This window comes from Lysinibacillus sp. NPDC094177 (genome assembly GCF_050279145.1).
Lineage (GTDB): Bacteria > Bacillota > Bacilli > Bacillales_A > Planococcaceae > Lysinibacillus.
This window is the reverse complement of sequence record NZ_JBNNTW010000001.1, coordinates 215,231-235,507: the sequence shown is the minus strand read 5'-3', so window position 1 is coordinate 235,507 and position 20,277 is coordinate 215,231. Positions and strand designations below refer to the sequence as shown.

Below are 20,277 nucleotides of genomic sequence, written 5' to 3'. Positions count from 1 at the left end.
GAATGGAATGGGAACAATTACAAAAAGAACAAGAAATGATTCATGCACAATTACGAACCGTTAGTAGGTTAAGTGAACAAAAGGTCTTAATTGAAAAGCAACTCGAGCATGCACAACAGGAAATTTACAAACATTCTACAGCACTCAATCAAATCCGTTTGAAACTCGATAAGTTAGAAGGTTTTTCATTTATGAATATGATTCGTACGTGGACAGGGCAACAAGATGAGCTACGTGCAGAAAAAATTGATAAAGCAGCCATTCTTGAATTAAAAATAAATGAAGCAAAAAAGATAGAAATTGATTTATCAAATGATTTAGGGAAAATAAACACTAAACTTACTCAAATTAATGAACAAAAATTACAAGAAGCTTTAAGTCAATTAAATGCTAAAAAGAAAGGCTACTTACAAATACAAGAGCCTAAACAGGCAAAAAGGCTTGAACAATTAGCGCATGAAGAAATGTTAACCAAACAATTAATTACAGAGATAAAGGAAGCAGAGGAGGCTGGTGAAGCAGCACTTACTAAGCTTGGACAAGCAGCTGAGTCCTTGCATTCCGCAAATGGATACTCAACGTGGGATACATTTTTTGGTGGGGGACTCATTGCTACACATTTAAAGCATGATGCACTTGATAAGTCCGAAAATTATCTTCATAATTCTCAAATTGCGTTACAACGCTTCTATAACGAATTACTGGATGTACATGATATGTCAACGAAATCATTAGCAATTGAAACTGATGGATTTGTAAGATTTGCAGACTATTTCTTTGATGATATTTTTTCAGCTTGGTCTGTCCATTCTAAAATATCCACTGCAAGAGAGCAGGTTTCTCGTGTACAAGATGATGTACATAATACGATTTGGCGTCTACAGGATAAACATAACAAGGCAGATGATTATTTGCAGACTCTTCTAAAAGAAAAAGAAGAGATTTATACAAACGTATATATAAAGTAACCTGTGAAAAGAATCTACTTCTTTCACAGGTTTTTACTTCGTTTCACAATAAAAAAGTACAGCTCTTCAGCAAAACGGGGGGTGATTTCCGTTCCGACTAGGCGCTTTTATCGCTGACGCTTCACTTTCGCGCAGAGCAGAGCTTCCTAGGGGCGTCCGATGAGCCGCTTGGGCCTACACGATGTAGGTCATGAAGGCGTTATCACAGGATGTGATGCTTTTAGCCTTCGTTCCTCTATCGCTAATCCCCAAGAGTCGCCCAGTCTCCACTCCGATCAATCATTTCACTCAGAATTTATCTTCTGGTTTGTCTGTATGTAAGAGAAGTGTCAGCACAAGATGTTTTTTCTGCGAAAGTGCATTAAGCTGACTTATCATACATGCATTCATTTTTGTATAGCGTGATTTTTTTCTCTTTATTAAAACGAAACGTCAAGAAAATTATTCCAAGGTGTAATTGATATTCGTTCATAAAATAGCGTAGTTCCTGTAAGCGAATTATTTCAACTCTCTAGACGTTGTGCTAAAATAATACATATACTATAACGTGGAAAACCACGTAAACTAAGGGAGTCCTACAACATGACAAGTCGTTTAGTAGAAGAGTTTTTTGAACTCGTACAAATCGATTCAGAAACAAAACATGAACAAATGATTGCACCGATTTTAATCAACAAATTAACAGCACTTGGATTTACAGTTGAACAAGATGATGCACATACTCGTAACGGACATGGAGCAGGTAATATACTTGCTACGTTAAAGGGTTCATTAGATGTCGAACCAATTTATTTTACTTCTCATATGGATACAGTTGTCCCAGGTAAGGGGATTAAACCATCGCTTCGTGAAGATGGCTATATCGTTTCAGATGGTACAACTATTTTAGGTGCTGATGACAAAGCTGGTCTAGCTGCATTATTTGAAATGGCTAAACGCTTAAAAGAGCAAAATATTGAACATGGGGATATTGAATTTATTATTACGGCTGGCGAGGAAAGTGGACTCGTTGGAGCTAAAGAGTTAGATCCAGCTAAAATTAAAGCAAAATATGGCTTTGCTGTAGACAGCGATGGCAAAGTAGGCGGTATTGTAACTGCTGCTCCATTCCAAGCAAAAATTTTCGCTAAAATAATTGGGAAAACAGCGCACGCTGGTGTTGCTCCAGAAAAAGGAATATCAGCGATTACAGTTGCTTCCAAATGTATCGCACAAATGAAACTTGGTCGTTTGGATGAAGAAACTACAGCAAATATCGGTCGCTTTGAGGGTGGTCAGGCAACAAATATTGTATGTGATGAAGTAACAATACTAGCAGAAGCACGTTCTATCGACAAAACGAAGCTAGATGCACAAACTAAGCATATGCAAGAGACGTTTGAACAAGTTTCTGCTTCATTAGGGGCACGAGCTGAAGTAGAAGTGAAGCTAATGTACCCTGGATTCCGTGTAACAGAAAATGATAAAGTTGTTCAAGTGGCAATGGCAGCTGCACACAACATCGACCGCACACCAAAGCTTGGCATTTCAGGCGGAGGTTCCGATGCTAATGTTATTGCAGGCTTTGGCATCCCAACAGTAAATCTGTCGGTTGGGTACGAGGACATTCATACAACAAATGAAAAAATCCCAGTAGAAGAATTAGAAAAATTAGCAGATTTACTTGTTGAAATCGTTAAAGAGTCTGCGAAAAAATAACAACAGAATCGAAGGAAGTGAACGCATGGAAAGTGTAAAGGCAGTAGTTTTTGCTTGTGGTACAGAGGAATATGCAGTGCCTGTGGAACAAGCGATTTCGATTGAAAAGCTAGAGCATGTAACACCGATTCCTCATTTGCCTAATTATCTTCTAGGCTTTACAAGAATTCGTGGCGAGCTCGTACCTGTGCTTGATTTTGAGCGTATTCTTTATAATCGTTCTTCTAATGCTGCAACAGCACGGGTTATTGTGTTGAATACGGACGTTGTAAATTATGGATTACTTGTAACGGAAGCTCGTGAAATTCTTGATTTTGATGAGTCGGTATTAAAGCAAATGGGACTTGTCAATTATTCAAAAACACGATACTTTACAGCTGTGGCTAATCTTGAAAATCGTATGATCACATACGTTGACCCGAAAATACTTGTGAATTCATTAGAAGGTATACGTGAAATAATAAATTATTTACACAAAATGCTTGAAAATGAAAAAGAAAACGTAGAGGCATGAGTTTTTATAGGATTAATAAATCCAATACAACACTTCATAGTTGATGTTTTAGGCAGAATTACAAATTTGTGATTCTGTCTTTCTTTTTAACCTCTTTTCCATTTCGACTGGGCGCACTTTCCTGGAGGCGTCCAATAAGCCACATTACAAATAAGCATAAAAATGGATATGTCTTTCTATAGTATAAAAAGTAAACATTAATTTAGGGGAGGTTTTGTCATATGGATTCAAAGAAAAAGGAAACACCAGAAGAAAAAAGAGAGCGTTTAAAACAAACTGAATTAAAAAACAATGCTACAGGTTCTTTAAACGATGGAATAAATAGGGGAACTAGCGGAAATTTAAATGGTATGGGCTGGAAAGAGACGGTAGTGTTAGTTTTAGTGTTATTTATAGGATACATTACATATAAATTATTTTTCAGTTAAAGATATCAAAAGGAATCTTTATCTAATTTTGCATTCCTTTTTTCTCAATTGCTACACATACATCTTCCATATCATTCATCCAATATGTTCACCTTGATCATCACTACTACGTTTTTATGCTGATATAGTAAAAATAACCTGTGTTCTTATTAACTTATTTGAAAGTTGTTAATAAAATTATGCGTTTTACCTACAGACATTTTCATTCCAACGTCGTATTATGTAAAGCAAGAAAACTACTGTAAAAGGCAAACTTCACCGAAAGGGAAGGACGCAAAGCCATGAGTCTAAACACTATTTTAGTGCATGATTGTCAGGTTGCCAGGTTCTGTTCTATGAGCCTCGGCGAATAGAATGGAGATGTAATATATGGTAAGTCATTCACTATCAAAAGCAATCATTGTTTTTATAGTAACAATTGTAAGTACACTAGGATTAACAATGGGAAAGGTAGACGCAAAGGCCGTGCAAGATAGGGCTACTTGGTTGTGGGATACGACAAAGATTGTCGAAGATGAATCAGGAGTACTCTCATTTTTAGAAAGTAAGCAGGTAAATAAATTATATTTACAAATTAATAGTGATATAGCAAGTAACTATTACAAAAGTTTTATCGATAAAGCATCAGCAAAAGGTATAAAAGTATATGCGTTAGATGGTTCTGCAAACTGGGTTTCAACAGATGGCTATAAAATGCAGGATCAGCTGTTTGACTGGTTACATACATATAATGAAAATGCATCAGCAACAGAGCAATTTTCTGGAGTTCATCTCGATGTAGAGCCCTACTTAAATAGTGGTTGGAGCTCAAACCAAGTAAATACGATTGAATCCTATCAAACGCTTCTTACTAGAGCGAAAGGGGATACCGATCAATTACAATTGCCATTAGAAGTCGATATGCCATTTTGGTTTGACGAAATTACATACAATAACCCATTTGGGCAAGGTTTATTAGCGGATTGGGTAATTGACCAAGTGGAAAGTGTTTCGATAATGGCCTATCGAGATACCGCTAAAGACATAATAAAAATTGTTGAACATGAAATAAACTATGCAAATAAAGTAAATAAATCAATTATTATTGGTGTAGAAACCGGAGCCTCTGATGAAGGGAGAAATATTACCTTCTATGATAATGGAGAAGCTTACATGAATAAACAGTTAGCACAAGTTCATAAGTATTATGCCAATAAAACAAGCTATAATGGTTTTGCCATTCATCATGTTGATAGTTGGATGAATATGCAGCCGTAAAAAAATCCTCTCCAACAATAAGTTGGAGAGGATTTTCTTTGTTTTTACGAAAGTCGACCGCTATAGTCTTCAAATTTAAATTCACGAATGACTTTAATGCCTTCCTCATCGTTATAAGAAACGATTGATGGAAGATTAACACCATTAAACATATGATTTTTTACCATTGAGTAATGCGCCATATCTGTGAATACTAGACGATCGCCTGGTTGTAAAGGTTGTTCAAATGAATAATCACCTATCACATCACCAGCAAGACATGTAAGTCCGCCTAGACGATATGTGTAAGCTAGCTCATTTGGTTGACCTGAACCGATAATCATTGGACGGTATGGCATTTCTAGAACGTCTGGCATATGGCAAGTCGCCGATGTATCTAAAATTGCTAGGTCCATACCGTTTTTCTGCACATCAAGAACAGTTGCTACTAAATAACCTGTATTAAGGGCAACAGCTTCACCTGGCTCTAAATATACGAGAAGGTTATACTTGTCTTGAATGTAATTAATGACATTCACAAGCTTTTCTACATCATAATCGTCACGAGTAATATGATGACCTCCACCAAAGTTTAACCATTTCATTTGATGTAAGACATCACCAAATTTTTCTTCGACAACTTGTATAATACGCTCTAAAGTATCTGAGTTTTGCTCACACATTGCATGGAAGTGTAAACCATCAATACCTTCAAGCTGTGACTTGTCGAAATTGGCTAAAGTTGTGCCAAGACGAGAATTCGTGTAGCAAGGGTCGTAAAGGGCCGTTTCAATTTCAGAGTACTCAGGATTGATACGAATACCACATTCAATTGTTTTACCAGCAGATTTTACTTTGTCCTTATATTGATTCCATTGGTTAAATGAATTAAACACAATATGATCAACATAGCCAAGAAGCTCGTCCATTTCATGCTCTACGTAAGCTGGTGCATAGACATGCACTTCTTTGCCCATTTTTTCATAACCTAATCGTGCTTCAAATAATGAGCTGGACGTAATCCCTGCTAAATATTCACCCACTAATGGGAATGTTGAATGCATTGAAAATCCTTTTAAGGCAAGTAAAATACGGCAGCCTGTTCGATCTTGAATCGATTTTAAAAGCTCTAGATTTTTTGTTAATAATCGCTCATCCACTACGTAAGAAGGGGATGGAACTTTTGAAAAATCAATTGGTTTCATCGGCTTAATTCCTTCGTTTCTAAATCAAGGTCAAGTAATTCTGGATTGTGGCTTTCTTGCCATGGTAGACCCCATTTATTTAACGCATCCATGAATGGATCTGGATTGAAATCTTCGACGTTCCAAACGCCTGGTTTACGCCATTCACCGTTCATCACAAGCATCGCACCAATCATTGCTGGCACACCAGTTGTGTAAGAAATCGCCTGTGAACCAACCTCGTTATAACATTCTTCGTGGTCACATACGTTGTACACATAATAAGTTTTTTCTTTGCCATCTTTTAGACCGCGAACGATACAACCGATATTTGTTTTCCCTTTTGTACGTGGTCCAAGTGATGCTGGATCAGGTAGTACAGCTTTAAGGAAGTGGATTGGTTGAATCATTTGTCCTTCAAACTCGATAGGCTCGATAGAAGTCATACCAACATTTTCTAATACTTTTAAGTGTGTTAAGTATTTTTCTGAGAATGTCATCCAGAAACGAATTTGCTTTAAGCCTTTAATGTTTTTAGCAAGAGATTCTAACTCTTCATGGTATAACAGGTAAATATCTTTTGGCCCAATTTCTGGTAAGTTATACACTTCTTTTTTCTCAAGTGGTGCAGTTTCTATCCACTCGCCTTCTTTCCAGTAACGACCATTCGCAGTAATTTCACGAATGTTGATTTCTGGGTTGAAGTTTGTTGCGAAATGATAACCGTGATCTCCAGCATTTGCATCCACAATATCAATGTAGTGGATTTCATCAAATTCATGTTTTTGAGCATGAGCTGTGAAAACGCCAGTTACGCCTGGATCAAAACCGCTACCAAGTAGTGCAGTTAAGCCAGCTTTTTCGAACTTCTCTTTATAAGCCCATTGCCATTTATATTCAAATTTTGCCGTTTCAGGTGGCTCGTAGTTTGCAGTATCCACATAGTGTACACCCGTCGCTAAGCAAGCATCCATAATCGTTAAGTCTTGATAAGGTAGTGCTACATTAATAACAACATCAGGTCCAAAGGCTTTAATAAGCTCAATAACCTCTTCAGTATTGTCTGCGTCTACCTGTGCAGTATGAATCTTTGTTTTTCCGCCATCTAGTTTTTCTTTTAGAGCGTCACATTTTGAAACAGTTCTACTTGCGATACAAATCTCCTCAAATACGTCCGAATTTTGAACACACTTGTGTACCACAACACTGGCTACTCCGCCAGCTCCGATAATCAATGCTTTACCCAATTGTCTACCCCCAGGTTCATAAATAGTATTGTCAAACAAGCTGATTATACAGAAAATTGATTTACTACTCAATCATTGTTTTTAAATTTTCTACAAAAAAATTTATTTTTCTACAACAATAAGTCAAATTCAGAGGGGAATACCGCGAAAAAGGAAGCTTTTCGTGAAAAAAAATCCCTTAACTACATTTAGCAGAAAAGGGGAAAATTATTTTTTTGTTCAAAAAATTATGGTTTTGCTACCGAGTTATTTAGAAAAACGATTAGAAATTTGTTGTTTTTCATCCCCCCATAAATAAAAAAAGATAAGTAGTAATGTGCTTAAAAACCCCATTACAAGGGCATATGTGCTGAGGGCCACATCCACTTGACTTTGCATAGCATAAATGAAAATAACTCCTAGTGTTAACAAATTTCCAATAATAAGCGATACAAAATGAAATCGTCTATTCATAGCAAGCCCTCCTAATTTAGTTTACATGCCCTCAAAAAATGAAAACATGCTTCAATTATCTCATAATTCAGAAATTTATCCAACGTTTTTTAATTTTGAGGCTCATCCCCATAACGTAGGGTTGAATTCTGTTCCGACTGGGCAAACACGATGTTGTTCACGAAGGCGTTATCACAGGATGTAATGCTCTTAGCCTTCGTTCCTATAATTGCTCGCTCCATGGTCTCATCTGTGACGCTAATCCCCAAGGAGTAGCCCAATCGGAACGATAATCAACTTATTTACATAGTATAGGCTTCACAAATGTTATCCTTGTGGTGATGAATCATTTTGATCATCGTTTTAATAATAAGATTCTAGTTTAGTGAATTCCTATTACGCTAGTGCTATACAATTGGAGGACATAGGGTACTGTTAAAATAAAAGAATTATAGAAAAATTATAGCTATTTAGATTGTTTAGCATGATAAATGCTCTTTTTCTCTCTAAAGATGGTAAAATACCTATAATACTTTTCTTTTGGTGAAGGTGAGGATTTAAATAGTGATCAAACAGTTTGATGAGCAAGTCCAACAGATAAATGAATTATTTTTAAATGGTCGTGTGAAAGAAAGCTATCAATTAGCCAAAGCACTTCTAGCTAATAGTGCGTTTACAGAACAAGAATCATTTCCAACAATTCAACAGCACGTCGCATTGTTGGAAGCGAACGGTTATGCAAATATGCCAGTTCCTACTGCTGAAAAAGTGAAGCAAAGTGTTGAACGGACAGATGGCTCCTATCCAGAGCGTGATGTAATAGCTGCATATATAGGGAGTGAGGATGATCAGCAATTCGGTAAAGTAGTAGATGAATTATTAGCTGGATCGGTCGAGGCACAAGCGAATGCTTACTATACTATGGCTGAATACTTTGTTCTTGCTAAGGAGCATGACAAAGCACTTGTGCAATTTGCGGAAGCGATAAAACTACAGCCGAATAAAGCCCTTTACTGGGGAGCCTTTGCACAGTTTTTGAGTCGAAATGAAGGCAGTCCGTATTTAGCATTACGTCTTATTGAAGAAGCTATTCAGTTAGATAACATGAACCCTCGCTGGTACTATATTCAGGGGAATATTTTTTTACAGCTTGTCGCAGCTACAAAAAATTTAAGCTATTTACCTGCTCTAGAAGAGGCCTGGGAAAAGGCTAAGAAACGTTGCTCTACTAAACAGGTCGCATTAAAAGTGGACATTGCGAAATCCACTGATGTACTGTCACAATGGAAAAAACAAATGCTATAAGAGGAATGGGAAGCTGTCCTAAAAGTTACTTAAAGATAGATTTACTAATGTATAGGTAAAATTCAGGCCTGTTAGATGGATTTACTATATTGAGAAACAATTAGAAGAATCTGCTCCGTGGAAAGGTCGAAACCAGATGTACATGTGGGTGCAGAAGTTGTGGAAATTGCAACAAAAAAAAGTAGGTAAAAGATTTTTCTTGTACCTACTTTTTGCTAGTTTACGGACAAATACGACATTCTATTAACGTTGTTATAACAACGTCTTAATAGTTTTTGATCTTACCTCTATTACTTCTAAATGCGATTTAAACAATCCTTTTCCTTATTTTTAGTATCTGATCCTCAAAAATCAAATCAGATGTTAACCCATTTAGAGATATTAAATCCTTAATTGAAACACTCCATTCACTGGATATTCTATACAAAGTATCTCCCTTATTAACCTTATAGGTTTCGTAATCATCCAGTGGCCTATAATATAAAATTTCACCTTTTTCTTTGGTAGGATAATAACTATTTTTTAGAATGTTATTGTCAATTAATGTTTTTATCATTTGCGTTGCTCTGGTTTTATATGAGTGGTCTTGAACAGTTTTTCGTCCTTGTATCTGAACTTGTGATCTTTTTTGGGAATGATTAAGGAAGTATTTAATTTTCTGTACGGTTTCTTCTGGCGATAAAGAGACAACCAAATCTTTTCCAGGTATAAAATTTTTTCTTACTCCAGGTGTATCTACTGTTATTAGAAAGCCGCCGGATCCTAAAATTTCATAGGTCCGCTGTGTCAGTAAATCAGGATAATTTTGTAAACCTAATAAAATTTTCGCGGAACTGTACACTTTATTAGCATCATTATAATTTAGAAAACCATGAATCCATTCATTGGGTATTTCAAAGCCAAAATAATCACCCATTTTGTCCCAATTGTTCCCCCAAAAGTCAATACGAATATTCTCCATAAGAAGTGGTTTAATTAAAATATCCAAAGAACTATGGCGGTAATGTTCTGGATATTTGTGTAAAATATCTGGGTATGCATTTGCTACTATAGCAATATCAGATTCATATTCAGGATGAACATTAGTTGGATGGTGTATCGTTTCTTCGTAACCGAAATCTAAATGGTCAGAAGGTATTCCTAATTGTTTATAGGTTTCTACAGTATCGGGGCATAATGTAAAAATAAAGTCAGGTTTAATATTATTTACTAAAGGAATCGACCAAACATCTGTATATGCTGGGTCTTCGACAGCCCAATAAACCAACGGAATTTTGTGTGATACCATTTGTTTTCGAATTATCTTTTGCTTTTCTTTTGTATGTTCACTGCCCCAACCGATAGTAATAGCAAAATCAGGATTAAAATCTTCAATCATCTTGGATAGATCTTCATTATTTATAGACCCTGAAATAAGAATATCATGCCCATCCGCTTGAAACCCTCTTGCTAAACTATTAGTCCAAATTTCTCCGCTTTCTAAAAAGAGAATACGCATTGTTTCACCTCTATTATTATCTAAAAAGAGATTACAATTTAATTATTTCTTTTTTATCTTTAAAAAATGATTAACCTCAATTGTATCTGATTTAAGGCAATTTAAATGCTTAATTTCTTCAATGCTTACTCCAAACTTTCTTGATATACTCCATAAAGTATCATTTGGCTCAATGATATAAATTTCGTAGTTTTCCCGTAATGTATCCATATAATGAACCAATTTTCCTTCTCCAGAGCTTTTCGCACTTTTCGAAAGAATACCAGCACCGATGAGTGTTTCAATAATATAATTAGCCCGCTGCTCATAAGAGTATTTTTTTACGGTTTCCATACCTGCTTTCTTTACTTTATTACGTTCTTCAGGATGACTTAAATAGTATTTTACAAGTTCAATCGTTTCTTTAGAGGAATTACTTACGATAAGATCTTTACCTGTGGAAAATAATCTCCTAATTTCAGATGTATCATTTGTAAGCAAAAAACCACCTGACCCCAGCACTTCATACGTGCGCTGTGTTAATTGCGTATCATGATTTTGTATACCTAAAATAATTTCTGCTGAACTATACACTTTATTTGCCTCGGTATAAGGAAGAAACCCATGAATCCATTCATTGGGAATCTTCTTTCCAAGGATATGCTCCATTTGATCCCAGTAGCGACCCCAGAAATCAATTCTAATATTTTCCTCTAGAAATGGACTTAGAAGTGACCTAAGCGCTTTAAAACGGTAGTGGTCAGGCCTTTTTGTATATAGCATTGGATAACCGTTCGCAACAATTGCAATCTGAGCCTTATGCTTTTCATCAACTTCCGCAGGGGAATGAACACTTGAATGATATCCAAAATCCAAGTGTGCCGAAGGAATGTTTTTCTCTCGATAGAAATCCACTCTGGAAGGACAAATGGTGAACACAAAGTCGGGTTCAATGGTCTGAATTAGAGGCAGTGAAAAGGTGAATGTATACCCTGGATCTTCTGTAGACCAATAGACATGTGGAATATTTGTGGATGTAACACATTCTCGAATCATCTTTTGTTTTTCTTCTGTATGTTCTGCTGTGTGTCCCATCGTGAAAATTAAGTCCGGGTGAAAGTTTGATATCATATCCGTCATGCTGTCCTCAGTCAGAGGACCCGAAATCATGACGGTATGCCCAGCATCACAAAAACCGTTTGGAAGTCCGTAAATCCACATCGGATCACTTTCTAGAAACAATATACGCATAATATCCACTTCCCGTAAAAACTTAGTTCCATAGCATTTCACTTACTTTTACTAACTGATATCCCTGTTTTTTCAGTTCTGGTATGACGAGGTCCATTGCAGCTGCTGTAGGTTTTCCATTTAAATGTGCAAGTACAATGTCATTACCTGTAAGCTTTGAAAAAATACGACTAAAAATCGTATCTGCAGTTGGTTCTTGCCAGTCAAGAGTATCTATGCTCCAATAAATTGTAAAAGGAATATCAGTTTGACCTGCAGCTTCTAGAAGGGTTTTATTCCAATAACCAAATGGTGGGCGGAATAAAGGGCTGCCCTTTATCCCAAGAACTTTTTCAATACACGAAGATGTGCGTGTTAATTCTGCTAGGATTTCATTTTTGGAATACTTCGTTAGATCTGGATGACTATATGAATGATTTGCAATCTCGTGTCCATCTGATACCATTCTTTTCGCCAAATGAGGAAATTTTTCTACCCAGGCCCCGGTTAAAAACATGGTTGTTTGAATATTATGTTTTTTTAAAACATCTAAAATAGCTTCAGTATTTTCTGCACTATCGCCAGCATCAAATGTTAAGGAAACCATTTTGTCATCTTTTAAACCTTTAGAAAGGAGAACAGAGGGTAACTTTTTTGATTTGATATACTTCTTATCAATCTTTAAGAGTTGGCCGGCATATATAAAATCTGATGCTAATTCATTTTCTTTTTTAAGTTCTTCGACTGAAATACCAAACTCCTTTGAGATCTTTCCCAACGATTCTCCATGACAAATTGTATAATAATCGTATTTATTCACTTTATTTTCTGCTAATCTTATTTTCAAAGGGAGACCGGTATCGATTATATCTGAGGTTAATTCATTTAAATGCTTTAGCTGATCAATGGTTATCCCAAACTCTTTTGAAATATGATAAAAAGTATCCCCATTTTTAACGTTATAGATTTCAAAATTACCCTGTTGGAAGACTTTTCTTTCAATTCTTAAACTGTAGGTACTTTTCCTTTTGTCAAAGATTCCACTTTTCTCTAAAACTTCTAGCATATATTGAGCTCTTGCTTTATAAGAGTGTTTGTTTACCGTTTCAATGCCATACTTCTGGATTTTCTCCCTTTCTTTAGGGTGTTGAAGGAAATAATTTACTAATTCAATTGTTTCTTCAGGTGATGATGATGTTATTAATTCACTTCCAGATTTAAAGAGCCGCAGGACTTCAGGGGTGCTGTTTGTCAACAAAAATCCTCCTGATCCCAGTACTTCATATGTTCGCTGTGTCAGTTGTGTAGGCAGATTTTGCAAGCCAATGATGATATCAGAAGAACTATAAATTTTATTTGCAATTGTGTAATCTATATAGCCACGGATCCATTCTTTTGGGATTTCTACCCCCAAAAGAGGACCCATATTATCCCAATGATTCCCGTAAAAATTTATTTGAATATTATTTTCAATCAACGGTTTAATTAAATTTTCCATAGATTGGTGACGAAAATGATTTGGAAAATAAGAAAGTTTTCTTGGATATCCATTTGCAACAATAGCAACTGGTGAATAATATTGGGGATCAAATTCTACCGGAGAATGAACTTTAGGGTGATATCCAAAATCTAAATGCTCCGAAGGGATTCCTAAACTTCTGTAATAATCGACCATATCCCGGCAAATCGTGAATACAAAATCCGGATGGGCTCTGCTAATATAAGGAACTGTAAATATTTCCGTGGATGTTGGATCTTCTGTTGCCCAATATACATGAGGAATATTAGCATTTATCGTGCTTTCATATATTTTTTTTTGCTTTGCTGTCGTTGAGTTTTCAGGACCCCATCCCATTGTAATGATTAAATCTGGTCGGAATTCTGAAATAAGATTAGGAATATCCAGATCGTCCAATGGACCGGAAATTTTCACTTCATGCCCCGCATCCATAAATCCATTTGGTAATCCATGAATCCACATTGAGTGGCTTTCTAAGAATAAAATGCGCATTAGTACACTCCTTGCTCCACTTTAGTTGGAAAAAAACAATTAAAATATTATTCTAGTAACTTTGGTATCGTGACAATTTCATAACCTTCTCTTATTAACTTATCAATAATTTCAGGCAAAGCCTTTACAGTTCCATCGAGCCTGCCAGTTGTATTTTTAAAGGAATGCTGTAATATAATGGCCCCTTCTGTTAAATCCCTATTTACAATCGACATAATCTCCTCATTTGTTAAACCAGACCAATCAAGTGTATCTACTGACCACATGATGATCTTATAACCTAATTCATTAATTATTTGAATGTCCGAATGCGTAATAAAACCATATGGGGGACGAAGAAGTGTTGTAGATATTCCTGTATGTGAACGAATTTCTGTTTCGGTGGATTTAATTTCATTTTTCAGCTCCGATGTTGTTAGCTCAATAAAGTTTGGATGGCTCCAGCTATGATTACCGATTTCATGACCTTCTCGAAGAATTCTTTTAAAGACTTCGGGTTCCCACCTAACTTGTTGACCAACCACAAAGAAGGTTGCTTTGACTCTTTTTCCTTTAAGGATATCTAAAATTTGAGGTGTATAAATATCATCCGGCCCATCATCAAAGGTTAGAGCAGCCATTTTTTTATTTTTCTGGCCTTTATAAAAAACTGTTTCATTACTTTTTACTGAATTATTGGTCCTTAAATTGATTGTTCCTCCCGTTGAACATTCCAAAATGGACATTTTAAGTATTTGAGTAACATATTGAAACGGTATGAAGATTACTTCATTAATCTCAATTGGCGAAACCTTCAAAGTTTCTTTTATTAGTTGATTTTCTTTTTCTATTAAGACCACAAATTGATCTTTAAAGAAGGTTATTTTTATATCATTTTTTTCTAGTTCTATTGACCGTTTTTCCCCGTCATAGTCTACTAAGGCATTCGTATGCTTAAAGAATAAGGCTGGAACCATCATATATCCTTTACTTTCACAGTAATTGCTTTGGATCGGATGGCCATCAACATAAATATCGATTTTCTGTACGTTCATTCTTCTTTTTCACCAACTGTTAGTCGAATTTTTAAAATTGATATAAAAAGTGCCTCAAAAATATCGTATGTCTAATTTAGAAAGCTGTATAAGATGTTGGCCCAGCGCTATGTAAATAGGTTTCATAATTAGAAATTTGTTTGAGTAATTGTATGATATATAAACATTGTTTTTATTTGTTTTTACATACATTAAAGAATCACAATAGCAAGGAGAAAACTATATGAATAATAATAAATCCTTGATGCCTATCTATCATGGGAACGAAATCATTCCAATCATTACTTTTATCGTAAATGTAGCTTGGGGAAATGAGTATCTAATAAAATTATTAGAACTACTAAAGAAAAGGGATATTAACCTTACTTTTTTTCTCGAAGGAAGGTGGGTTGAACAGAATCCTGAATTGGCACTTATGATTAAAGATTCAAATCATGAGATTGGGAATCACTCATATTCTCACAAGGATATGAAAACATTATCAGTAGATGAAATTCATATGGAGATTACTAAAACCAATGAAATAATCAATGAGCTATTAGGGATTAAGCCTAAATACTTTACTCCACCATATGGATATTTCGATTCGAGAGTCCTTGAAATAGCCACACGCCTTGAGATGGTTACTGTCTTATGGTCACTGGATACGATTGATTGGAAAATTGATAACCCAAATGAGATTTATGATAAAATTGTCCCTAACATTAAGAATGGCTCCATCATTTTGATGCATCCAACCGAATCGTCCCTTAAGGCCCTTCCATATATGATTGAAAAAGCTTTGGATATGAACTATAAAATTGTAACGATAAATGAAATGCTAATGTTTTAAAGTGAGATTATTATTTTTTACTTGAGAGGTGAGAGACTATTCAGAATGATGCTAATCGAAAATATAAACATTACGTTGTGAAAAAAGGAGATACTTTATGGGGCATATCAGAAAGATTTGGAGTCACAATCAGTCAGCTGAAAGAGTTCAACCAACTTTTTTCTGATACCATTTTTATAGATCAAGTACTAAAAGTGCAAGAAATCCCCAAAATAGATGATATAATTCTCTCTCCAGAAATAATAGAAGATGAACGGATTTTAAATTGGGTAACACCTATTAGAAATTATTCGATAAAACATGAAATTCCTTTTCCTATATTATTTGGTATTATGTTAGCTGAAAGCAGTGGTGACCCAAATAAAGTATCAAAAAAGGGGGCGATTGGATTAATGCAATTATTGCCACAAACCGCCAATTGGTTATCTGTCAATCCTTGTGACCCCATTCAATCGATTGAAGGTGCTGCACGATTTCTGAAAGAGCTTTTTGATCAGTTTAAGGATTGGGAATTAGTTGTTGCGGCATATAATGCAGGACCAGATAAAGTGATAAAACATTCTGGTATTCCGCCAATTGATGAAACTCGTGAGTATGTCCAAAAGGTATTTTCTTATGTAAAAAAGTTAGAAAAACGATAAATATTACGGCAGATCACCGTTGTATTTTTAAGCAACTGAAGCTTTATCAAAAGGCCAGTAAAATAGTTCTTTTGATAAAGCCTTTTTCTTTTTGCTTGATTATTTGAAAAATGGGGTTTAATTGAAGGGTCGAAATGGTTTCTTTCATTCTTTTTTCATTGCATTAATTGTATATATGATAACGGAGTTATAAGTAAATGAATGAACATTAGGGAATAACTCTTTTGAAAAAAGCAAGGATAGATTTTTCCTCTTCCAGCACAAGGAATTAAATCAATAGTCTCCAAAGTTGCACCTCCACTTTATCAAATAAAACTGTTTTATTATATATTTATTTTTTGCTACTTTGATTGGACTAATTTAGCAATCGAGACACCTATTTCTCTTATGTTCCTGGAAAATTGACATGAAAGTATGATTAATAAAGCAAAATTTATTTTTTGAGGGAGGGAAACAGGATTTAACAAAAAAATGCACTTATTTATGGTACGGTTCTTCATAGAATAGGAAAAAAAGATTAACGCAATACCTTATAAACTGTACTTCGCCCAGTCCCAAAATCTTTTGAGATATAAACAGCACTTTCACTCTAAAAATTACTCAAGAAACATCTTATGTGAAGGCTGTTAGTGAAAAAGAAAAATTTTCACATGAAATCTTTTTAGTAGACAAAAATGCTCAGATAAGCATCAAAAAAACTTAAATAGCAATAAGAATAGGTTTCCCAATAATTTCATACAAATAAATAAAGTGTTAGCATATAACAAAATGAATATTTATTAGTAAAAATGACCTTTTGTGTATTTTTATGCTATAATACAATTATAAACGGACGTATGAAACTTATCTTATCTTCATTCAGTTGAAGACTCCCCCCTCTAAATTTGAAGAAATGAATGCGGAGGGGGTTCCTTTTAAGTGGGTGTTCCAACGCCTACTGAATGAAGATAAAGCCTCCGGCGGATGTCACGGATTTTGAAATGAATGAATAAAGGATGTTAGCCTAAAACCTTCGCATCCTGCGAAAACGGCTAACTGACCTGCATCGTGCAGGCCTGGGCACAATTCAAAATCCGGACGCATTGTTTATCTGCGCGACAGCGGCAAATGTTTTCTGTAGCGAAAGCAAAGCGTCAGCTACAATTACGCCAAGGCGAAATTGATTATGAAAGAAGTGTTTATTTGAGTTTATATGTAGCGTATGTATTGGTAGGTCTTGCGATTGCCATGCCTGTTGGAGCTATTACAGTAGAAATGACTAAACAAGGACTAAAGAATGGGTTTATGCATGGTTGGGCTGTTGGGCTCGGTGGTATGACAATTGATATTGTATTAGTTTTTGCATTGTATATGGGACTAGCGTCCATTTTAGCGATGCCTATCATTCAAATTCCTATGTGGATAATAGGGGCTGGCTTTTTATTCCTTTTAGGGCTGGATTCTATCAAAAATGCTGATCATGATATTACGCTTGCCGGAGAGAAAGTGACAAAATCGTTTTTTACTTCTTATCGTAATGGTTTACTAGTTGCAATTTCGCCGGGAAATCTAGTATTTTGGGTAAATGTTTTCGGTGTTGTACTAGCTAAATCTTATGGGCAAGGAGAGTCAGCAAACTTTTTAGTGATCGCTGCAGGGGTTCTGAGTGGCATATTGTTGCATGATATTGGCTTGATGACTATTGTTTCAGTTACCCGTAAAGCGATGAGTCGTAAGGTCATTAAGTCGCTTACAATGGTAGCGGGTGTATTACTAATTTGCTTTGCCGGATATTTTATCTATGAATTTATACAAGCTATTAAGATATATATATGAAAAGTGCGATCCCAAAAGATCGCACTTTTTCAATTATCCTGTATTAACGGTCAGTAAAAGCACCATTGCTTAAAGTCCACTTTACGCTGAGACTTCGGCATTTTCATGGATACAAGCTAGAATTTCCTCTGCTACTTGATGTGCTAAAGAGAGTTCAGAAGTGAAGCCTACACATGAACAATTCATTTCCCCTAAAATATAGCAATCTTCGCCAGCTTCGTTTGTATCAAGCATGAAATCGGCCGTCCATATGAGAGGTAAAGCATAATTGCCTAGTAAACTAGTTACGAGTGGTAGTTGAGTTAAAAAGTTTTGGACAAGCTCTTCCCAGTCTTCTGGAGCGTCATAGCGATATTGAGCCCCTGAGAACAGTGTTGCACTAAATGCATCCTCGGAATCTGCTGGTTTTTTATGTACTACCTGAACTGGTTTATCACGTAACATAAATAATCGGATTTCGCCTTCAGTAATACGAGGCAGGAAGCGCATATCTATTAGCATGCCATTTGGACCTGTAATGTATTGTTCACAGAACGTCATGAAGTCGCTAAGTTTCCAATATTCCACATGATTATCCTTTGCTTCTGTACATTTAATCTCCGCATCAAGTGGTACTTCTGTAATTCCCTCAGCAAGAGGTTCAACCAATTTAACTCGCCATATACCTTCGCCCGTCGATCCACGATTTTGCTTTAGGACGCGTTCGGTAATTGCAAGAGAGGTAGGGAATTGAGCTTTAAATGCTTCAATTGAATAATAAGCAAATGTATCATCAGGCACTAAATTCGTAGATGAAAGCTTTGATAATACATCTTTAGAGCCATAGCCAATCATTGCATCAGGATGAGGCATACCGATGACACCCTCATTACATAGCTCACGCAACATCTCAAAGTACTCTTTTTCATGCTGTAAGTTTCCTGGATTAATACGTGATACATAGGCAATACCATGCTCTTTGACGTAATTAAAAATTTCCTCTTTTTTCGTCACATCAAAGAAAATGACTTCTGCATCCTGTCCACGTTGTTTTAGTGCATTCACCATTGGCATGGTATCTTTTCGATAGCCGTCTTGGCCCTTATCTGAGCCACCACGAACCTCGAAAAAAATAACCTTTTTATCCATAAATATTCCCCCTTGAATGATGGTATTTTCAGTATACTGGACAGACAAGGAAAAAAGATATATAAATAATGTAAATTTTATGTATGGATTCATGAATTATATAATTCGATATAGGAATTTAAGACTAAAATTTTTAGGATTATCTAAATTTAGTTAAACTTTCCTATGAATGCTTTTTCTGAAAAACTGTGAGATATAAAATCATACAGAGAATAAGCATTGTCCCAATAAACTGAAAGCCCCCAAAGGCAATTTTAAGCCAAAGCACACTTGTAATAACGGCTGTTAGAGGTTCAAGGCTTCCAAGTAAACTAGTCTCTTTTGGCGATAAATACTGCAAACTAGCAATATAAAACCAAAACGCTAGCATTGTCCCAAAAATAACGATAAACAAAAAGTAAGCAATTGTTGAAAATGCCCAGTTTGACATGTTAATTTGCCATGGCTGATGGAAAAAGCTCATCACAATCCCGCCAATAAGCATTGACCAGCCTACAACTAGTAATGAGTGAAACTGCTGTAATAGTGGGATGGCATATAACGTATAAAAAGCAGCCGAAAGACCAGATAAAATCCCCCAAAACACTGCCATTGCAGGAACAGAAAGTGTAGACAAGGAGCCATTTGTTAGTAATAAAAAAGTACCAACAAGTGTTAGTGTCACAGCTATCCCGTCCTGTTTTGTCAATTGACTGTGCTTTGTTATTAAATAATAGGCCATAATGAAGAGTGGTGCTAAATATTGTAATAATGTCGCAACAGCAGAGTTGCCTATAGAAATCGACATCATATACGTATATTGAACTGCCAGCATTCCAAGTAAACTAAATAAAATTTGTCTAAAAGCATTTTGCTTTGTCCGCCACACCACAAAAATAGACTCTTTACGATGTGTAATTTTATAGGCAGTAATGAGTAATAGACCAGCTAAAAGAAGTCGACTGGAAACGAGCCAGCCAACCTCAATATTTTCCTGCTGAAACAGCTTTTGTGCGACGGTACCGCCAATACCCCAAAAACTTGCCCCTAAAATGACGAGAATAAAACCAAGAGTACGATTTTTCTGTGCCGATTGATTCATTTTTAAAACATCTCCT

Annotated in this window: 18 protein-coding genes and 1 riboswitch; of the genes, 9 read left to right on the top strand and 9 right to left on the bottom strand. The window is 35.7% G+C overall.

Going from position 1 to position 20,277, the window contains the following annotated elements:
- Positions 1–2: 2 nt before the first annotated feature.
- The 5 genes from ACQKNC_RS01115 to ACQKNC_RS01095 all read left to right on the top strand — a co-directional run bounded on the left by ACQKNC_RS01115 (position 3) and on the right by ACQKNC_RS01095 (position 4,865).
- Complete coding sequence (locus tag ACQKNC_RS01115; RefSeq protein ID WP_427423063.1) at positions 3–968, top strand: hypothetical protein; 966 nt, start codon at positions 3–5, stop codon at positions 966–968.
- Positions 969–1,550: 582 nt separating this feature from the next.
- Complete coding sequence (locus ACQKNC_RS01110) at positions 1,551–2,666, top strand: M20/M25/M40 family metallo-hydrolase (protein ID WP_427423062.1); 1,116 nt, start codon at positions 1,551–1,553, stop codon at positions 2,664–2,666.
- A gap of 25 nt (positions 2,667–2,691) precedes the next feature.
- Positions 2,692–3,180: a chemotaxis protein CheW gene (locus tag ACQKNC_RS01105; RefSeq protein ID WP_427423061.1), complete on the top strand. Its 489-nt coding sequence runs from the start codon at positions 2,692–2,694 to the stop codon at positions 3,178–3,180.
- A 221-nt stretch (positions 3,181–3,401) separates the two neighbouring features.
- Entirely contained in the window at positions 3,402–3,608 is a 207-nt protein-coding gene (locus ACQKNC_RS01100) for a DUF6366 family protein (protein WP_049664249.1), read from the top strand.
- Between the two features lie 237 nt (positions 3,609–3,845).
- Positions 3,846–3,934: riboswitch (cyclic di-GMP riboswitch) on the top strand.
- Between the two features lie 43 nt (positions 3,935–3,977).
- Positions 3,978–4,865, top strand: coding sequence for an amidase (locus ACQKNC_RS01095; protein ID WP_427423060.1), 888 nt, complete (start codon positions 3,978–3,980; stop codon positions 4,863–4,865).
- Positions 4,866–4,909: 44 nt separating this feature from the next.
- On the opposite strand, the gene nspC is transcribed toward ACQKNC_RS01095, so the two are convergent.
- The 3 genes from nspC to ACQKNC_RS01080 form a co-directional block, all read right to left on the bottom strand.
- Positions 4,910–6,049: a carboxynorspermidine decarboxylase gene (gene nspC / locus ACQKNC_RS01090; protein ID WP_427423059.1), complete on the bottom strand. Its 1,140-nt coding sequence runs from the start codon at positions 6,047–6,049 to the stop codon at positions 4,910–4,912.
- Positions 6,046–7,275, bottom strand: coding sequence for a saccharopine dehydrogenase family protein (locus tag ACQKNC_RS01085; protein WP_427423058.1), 1,230 nt, complete (start codon positions 7,273–7,275; stop codon positions 6,046–6,048). The genes nspC and ACQKNC_RS01085 overlap by 4 nt, the downstream gene beginning before the upstream one ends.
- 246 nt (positions 7,276–7,521) lie before the next feature.
- Complete coding sequence (locus ACQKNC_RS01080; protein WP_427423057.1) at positions 7,522–7,728, bottom strand: hypothetical protein; 207 nt, start codon at positions 7,726–7,728, stop codon at positions 7,522–7,524.
- Between the two features lie 543 nt (positions 7,729–8,271).
- Between ACQKNC_RS01080 and ACQKNC_RS01075 the strand changes: the two genes are divergently transcribed.
- Positions 8,272–9,012: a tetratricopeptide repeat protein gene (locus tag ACQKNC_RS01075; RefSeq protein ID WP_427423056.1), complete on the top strand. Its 741-nt coding sequence runs from the start codon at positions 8,272–8,274 to the stop codon at positions 9,010–9,012.
- Between the two features lie 307 nt (positions 9,013–9,319).
- Here ACQKNC_RS01075 and ACQKNC_RS01070 read toward each other — a convergent pair whose 3' ends face one another.
- Genes ACQKNC_RS01070 through ACQKNC_RS01055 form a run of 4 tightly spaced genes read right to left on the bottom strand, consistent with a single transcriptional unit; the run spans position 9,320 to position 14,764 of the window.
- Positions 9,320–10,510, bottom strand: a complete 1,191-nt coding sequence (locus ACQKNC_RS01070) for a glycosyltransferase family protein (RefSeq protein WP_427423055.1) — start codon at positions 10,508–10,510, stop codon at positions 9,320–9,322.
- Positions 10,511–10,552: 42 nt separating this feature from the next.
- Positions 10,553–11,740 carry a glycosyltransferase family protein gene (locus ACQKNC_RS01065; RefSeq protein ID WP_427423054.1) on the bottom strand — a complete coding sequence of 396 codons (1,188 nt, stop codon included), beginning with the start codon at positions 11,738–11,740 and terminating at the stop codon, positions 10,553–10,555.
- A gap of 22 nt (positions 11,741–11,762) precedes the next feature.
- A complete protein-coding gene (locus ACQKNC_RS01060; RefSeq protein ID WP_427423053.1) occupies positions 11,763–13,730 on the bottom strand; it encodes a polysaccharide deacetylase family protein in 1,968 nt (655 codons plus the stop codon).
- 47 nt (positions 13,731–13,777) lie between these two features.
- Complete coding sequence (locus tag ACQKNC_RS01055; protein WP_427423052.1) at positions 13,778–14,764, bottom strand: polysaccharide deacetylase family protein; 987 nt, start codon at positions 14,762–14,764, stop codon at positions 13,778–13,780.
- A 223-nt stretch (positions 14,765–14,987) separates the two neighbouring features.
- On the opposite strand from ACQKNC_RS01055, the gene ACQKNC_RS01050 reads away from it, so the two are divergent.
- The 3 genes from ACQKNC_RS01050 (at position 14,988) to ACQKNC_RS01040 (ending at position 18,052) form a co-directional block, all read left to right on the top strand.
- The gene (locus ACQKNC_RS01050; protein ID WP_427423051.1) at positions 14,988–15,596 is read left to right on the top strand and encodes a polysaccharide deacetylase family protein; all 609 of its coding nucleotides are present in this window, start codon (positions 14,988–14,990) and stop codon (positions 15,594–15,596) included.
- A gap of 77 nt (positions 15,597–15,673) precedes the next feature.
- Positions 15,674–16,237 carry a lytic transglycosylase gene (locus ACQKNC_RS01045; protein WP_427423050.1) on the top strand — a complete coding sequence of 188 codons (564 nt, stop codon included), beginning with the start codon at positions 15,674–15,676 and terminating at the stop codon, positions 16,235–16,237.
- 1,182 nt (positions 16,238–17,419) lie between these two features.
- Positions 17,420–18,052, top strand: a complete 633-nt coding sequence (locus tag ACQKNC_RS01040) for a LysE family transporter (protein ID WP_427423497.1) — start codon at positions 17,420–17,422, stop codon at positions 18,050–18,052.
- 81 nt (positions 18,053–18,133) lie between these two features.
- On the opposite strand, the gene ACQKNC_RS01035 is transcribed toward ACQKNC_RS01040, so the two are convergent.
- Both ACQKNC_RS01035 and ACQKNC_RS01030 read right to left on the bottom strand, forming a co-directional pair.
- Positions 18,134–19,180: a Cj0069 family protein gene (locus ACQKNC_RS01035; protein WP_427423049.1), complete on the bottom strand. Its 1,047-nt coding sequence runs from the start codon at positions 19,178–19,180 to the stop codon at positions 18,134–18,136.
- Between the two features lie 163 nt (positions 19,181–19,343).
- Positions 19,344–20,261 (bottom strand): EamA family transporter, encoded by a 918-nt coding sequence (locus ACQKNC_RS01030; protein ID WP_427423048.1) that lies wholly within the window; start codon positions 20,259–20,261, stop codon positions 19,344–19,346.
- Positions 20,262–20,277: the final 16 nt, after the last annotated feature.

Coding starts and splice junctions, on each gene's coding strand:
- ACQKNC_RS01115 (WP_427423063.1), top strand. CDS start 3: ATGGAATGGGAACAATTACAAAAAGAACAAGAAATGATTCATGCACAA.
- ACQKNC_RS01110 (WP_427423062.1), top strand. CDS start 1,551: ATGACAAGTCGTTTAGTAGAAGAGTTTTTTGAACTCGTACAAATCGAT.
- ACQKNC_RS01105 (WP_427423061.1), top strand. CDS start 2,692: ATGGAAAGTGTAAAGGCAGTAGTTTTTGCTTGTGGTACAGAGGAATAT.
- ACQKNC_RS01100 (WP_049664249.1), top strand. CDS start 3,402: ATGGATTCAAAGAAAAAGGAAACACCAGAAGAAAAAAGAGAGCGTTTA.
- ACQKNC_RS01095 (WP_427423060.1), top strand. CDS start 3,978: ATGGTAAGTCATTCACTATCAAAAGCAATCATTGTTTTTATAGTAACA.
- nspC (WP_427423059.1), bottom strand. CDS start 6,049: ATGAAACCAATTGATTTTTCAAAAGTTCCATCCCCTTCTTACGTAGTG.
- ACQKNC_RS01080 (WP_427423057.1), bottom strand. CDS start 7,728: ATGAATAGACGATTTCATTTTGTATCGCTTATTATTGGAAATTTGTTA.
- ACQKNC_RS01070 (WP_427423055.1), bottom strand. CDS start 10,510: ATGCGTATTCTCTTTTTAGAAAGCGGAGAAATTTGGACTAATAGTTTA.
- ACQKNC_RS01065 (WP_427423054.1), bottom strand. CDS start 11,740: ATGCGTATATTGTTTCTAGAAAGTGATCCGATGTGGATTTACGGACTT.
- ACQKNC_RS01060 (WP_427423053.1), bottom strand. CDS start 13,730: ATGCGCATTTTATTCTTAGAAAGCCACTCAATGTGGATTCATGGATTA.
- ACQKNC_RS01055 (WP_427423052.1), bottom strand. CDS start 14,764: ATGAACGTACAGAAAATCGATATTTATGTTGATGGCCATCCGATCCAA.
- ACQKNC_RS01050 (WP_427423051.1), top strand. CDS start 14,988: ATGAATAATAATAAATCCTTGATGCCTATCTATCATGGGAACGAAATC.
- ACQKNC_RS01035 (WP_427423049.1), bottom strand. CDS start 19,180: ATGGATAAAAAGGTTATTTTTTTCGAGGTTCGTGGTGGCTCAGATAAG.
- ACQKNC_RS01030 (WP_427423048.1), bottom strand. CDS start 20,261: ATGAATCAATCGGCACAGAAAAATCGTACTCTTGGTTTTATTCTCGTC.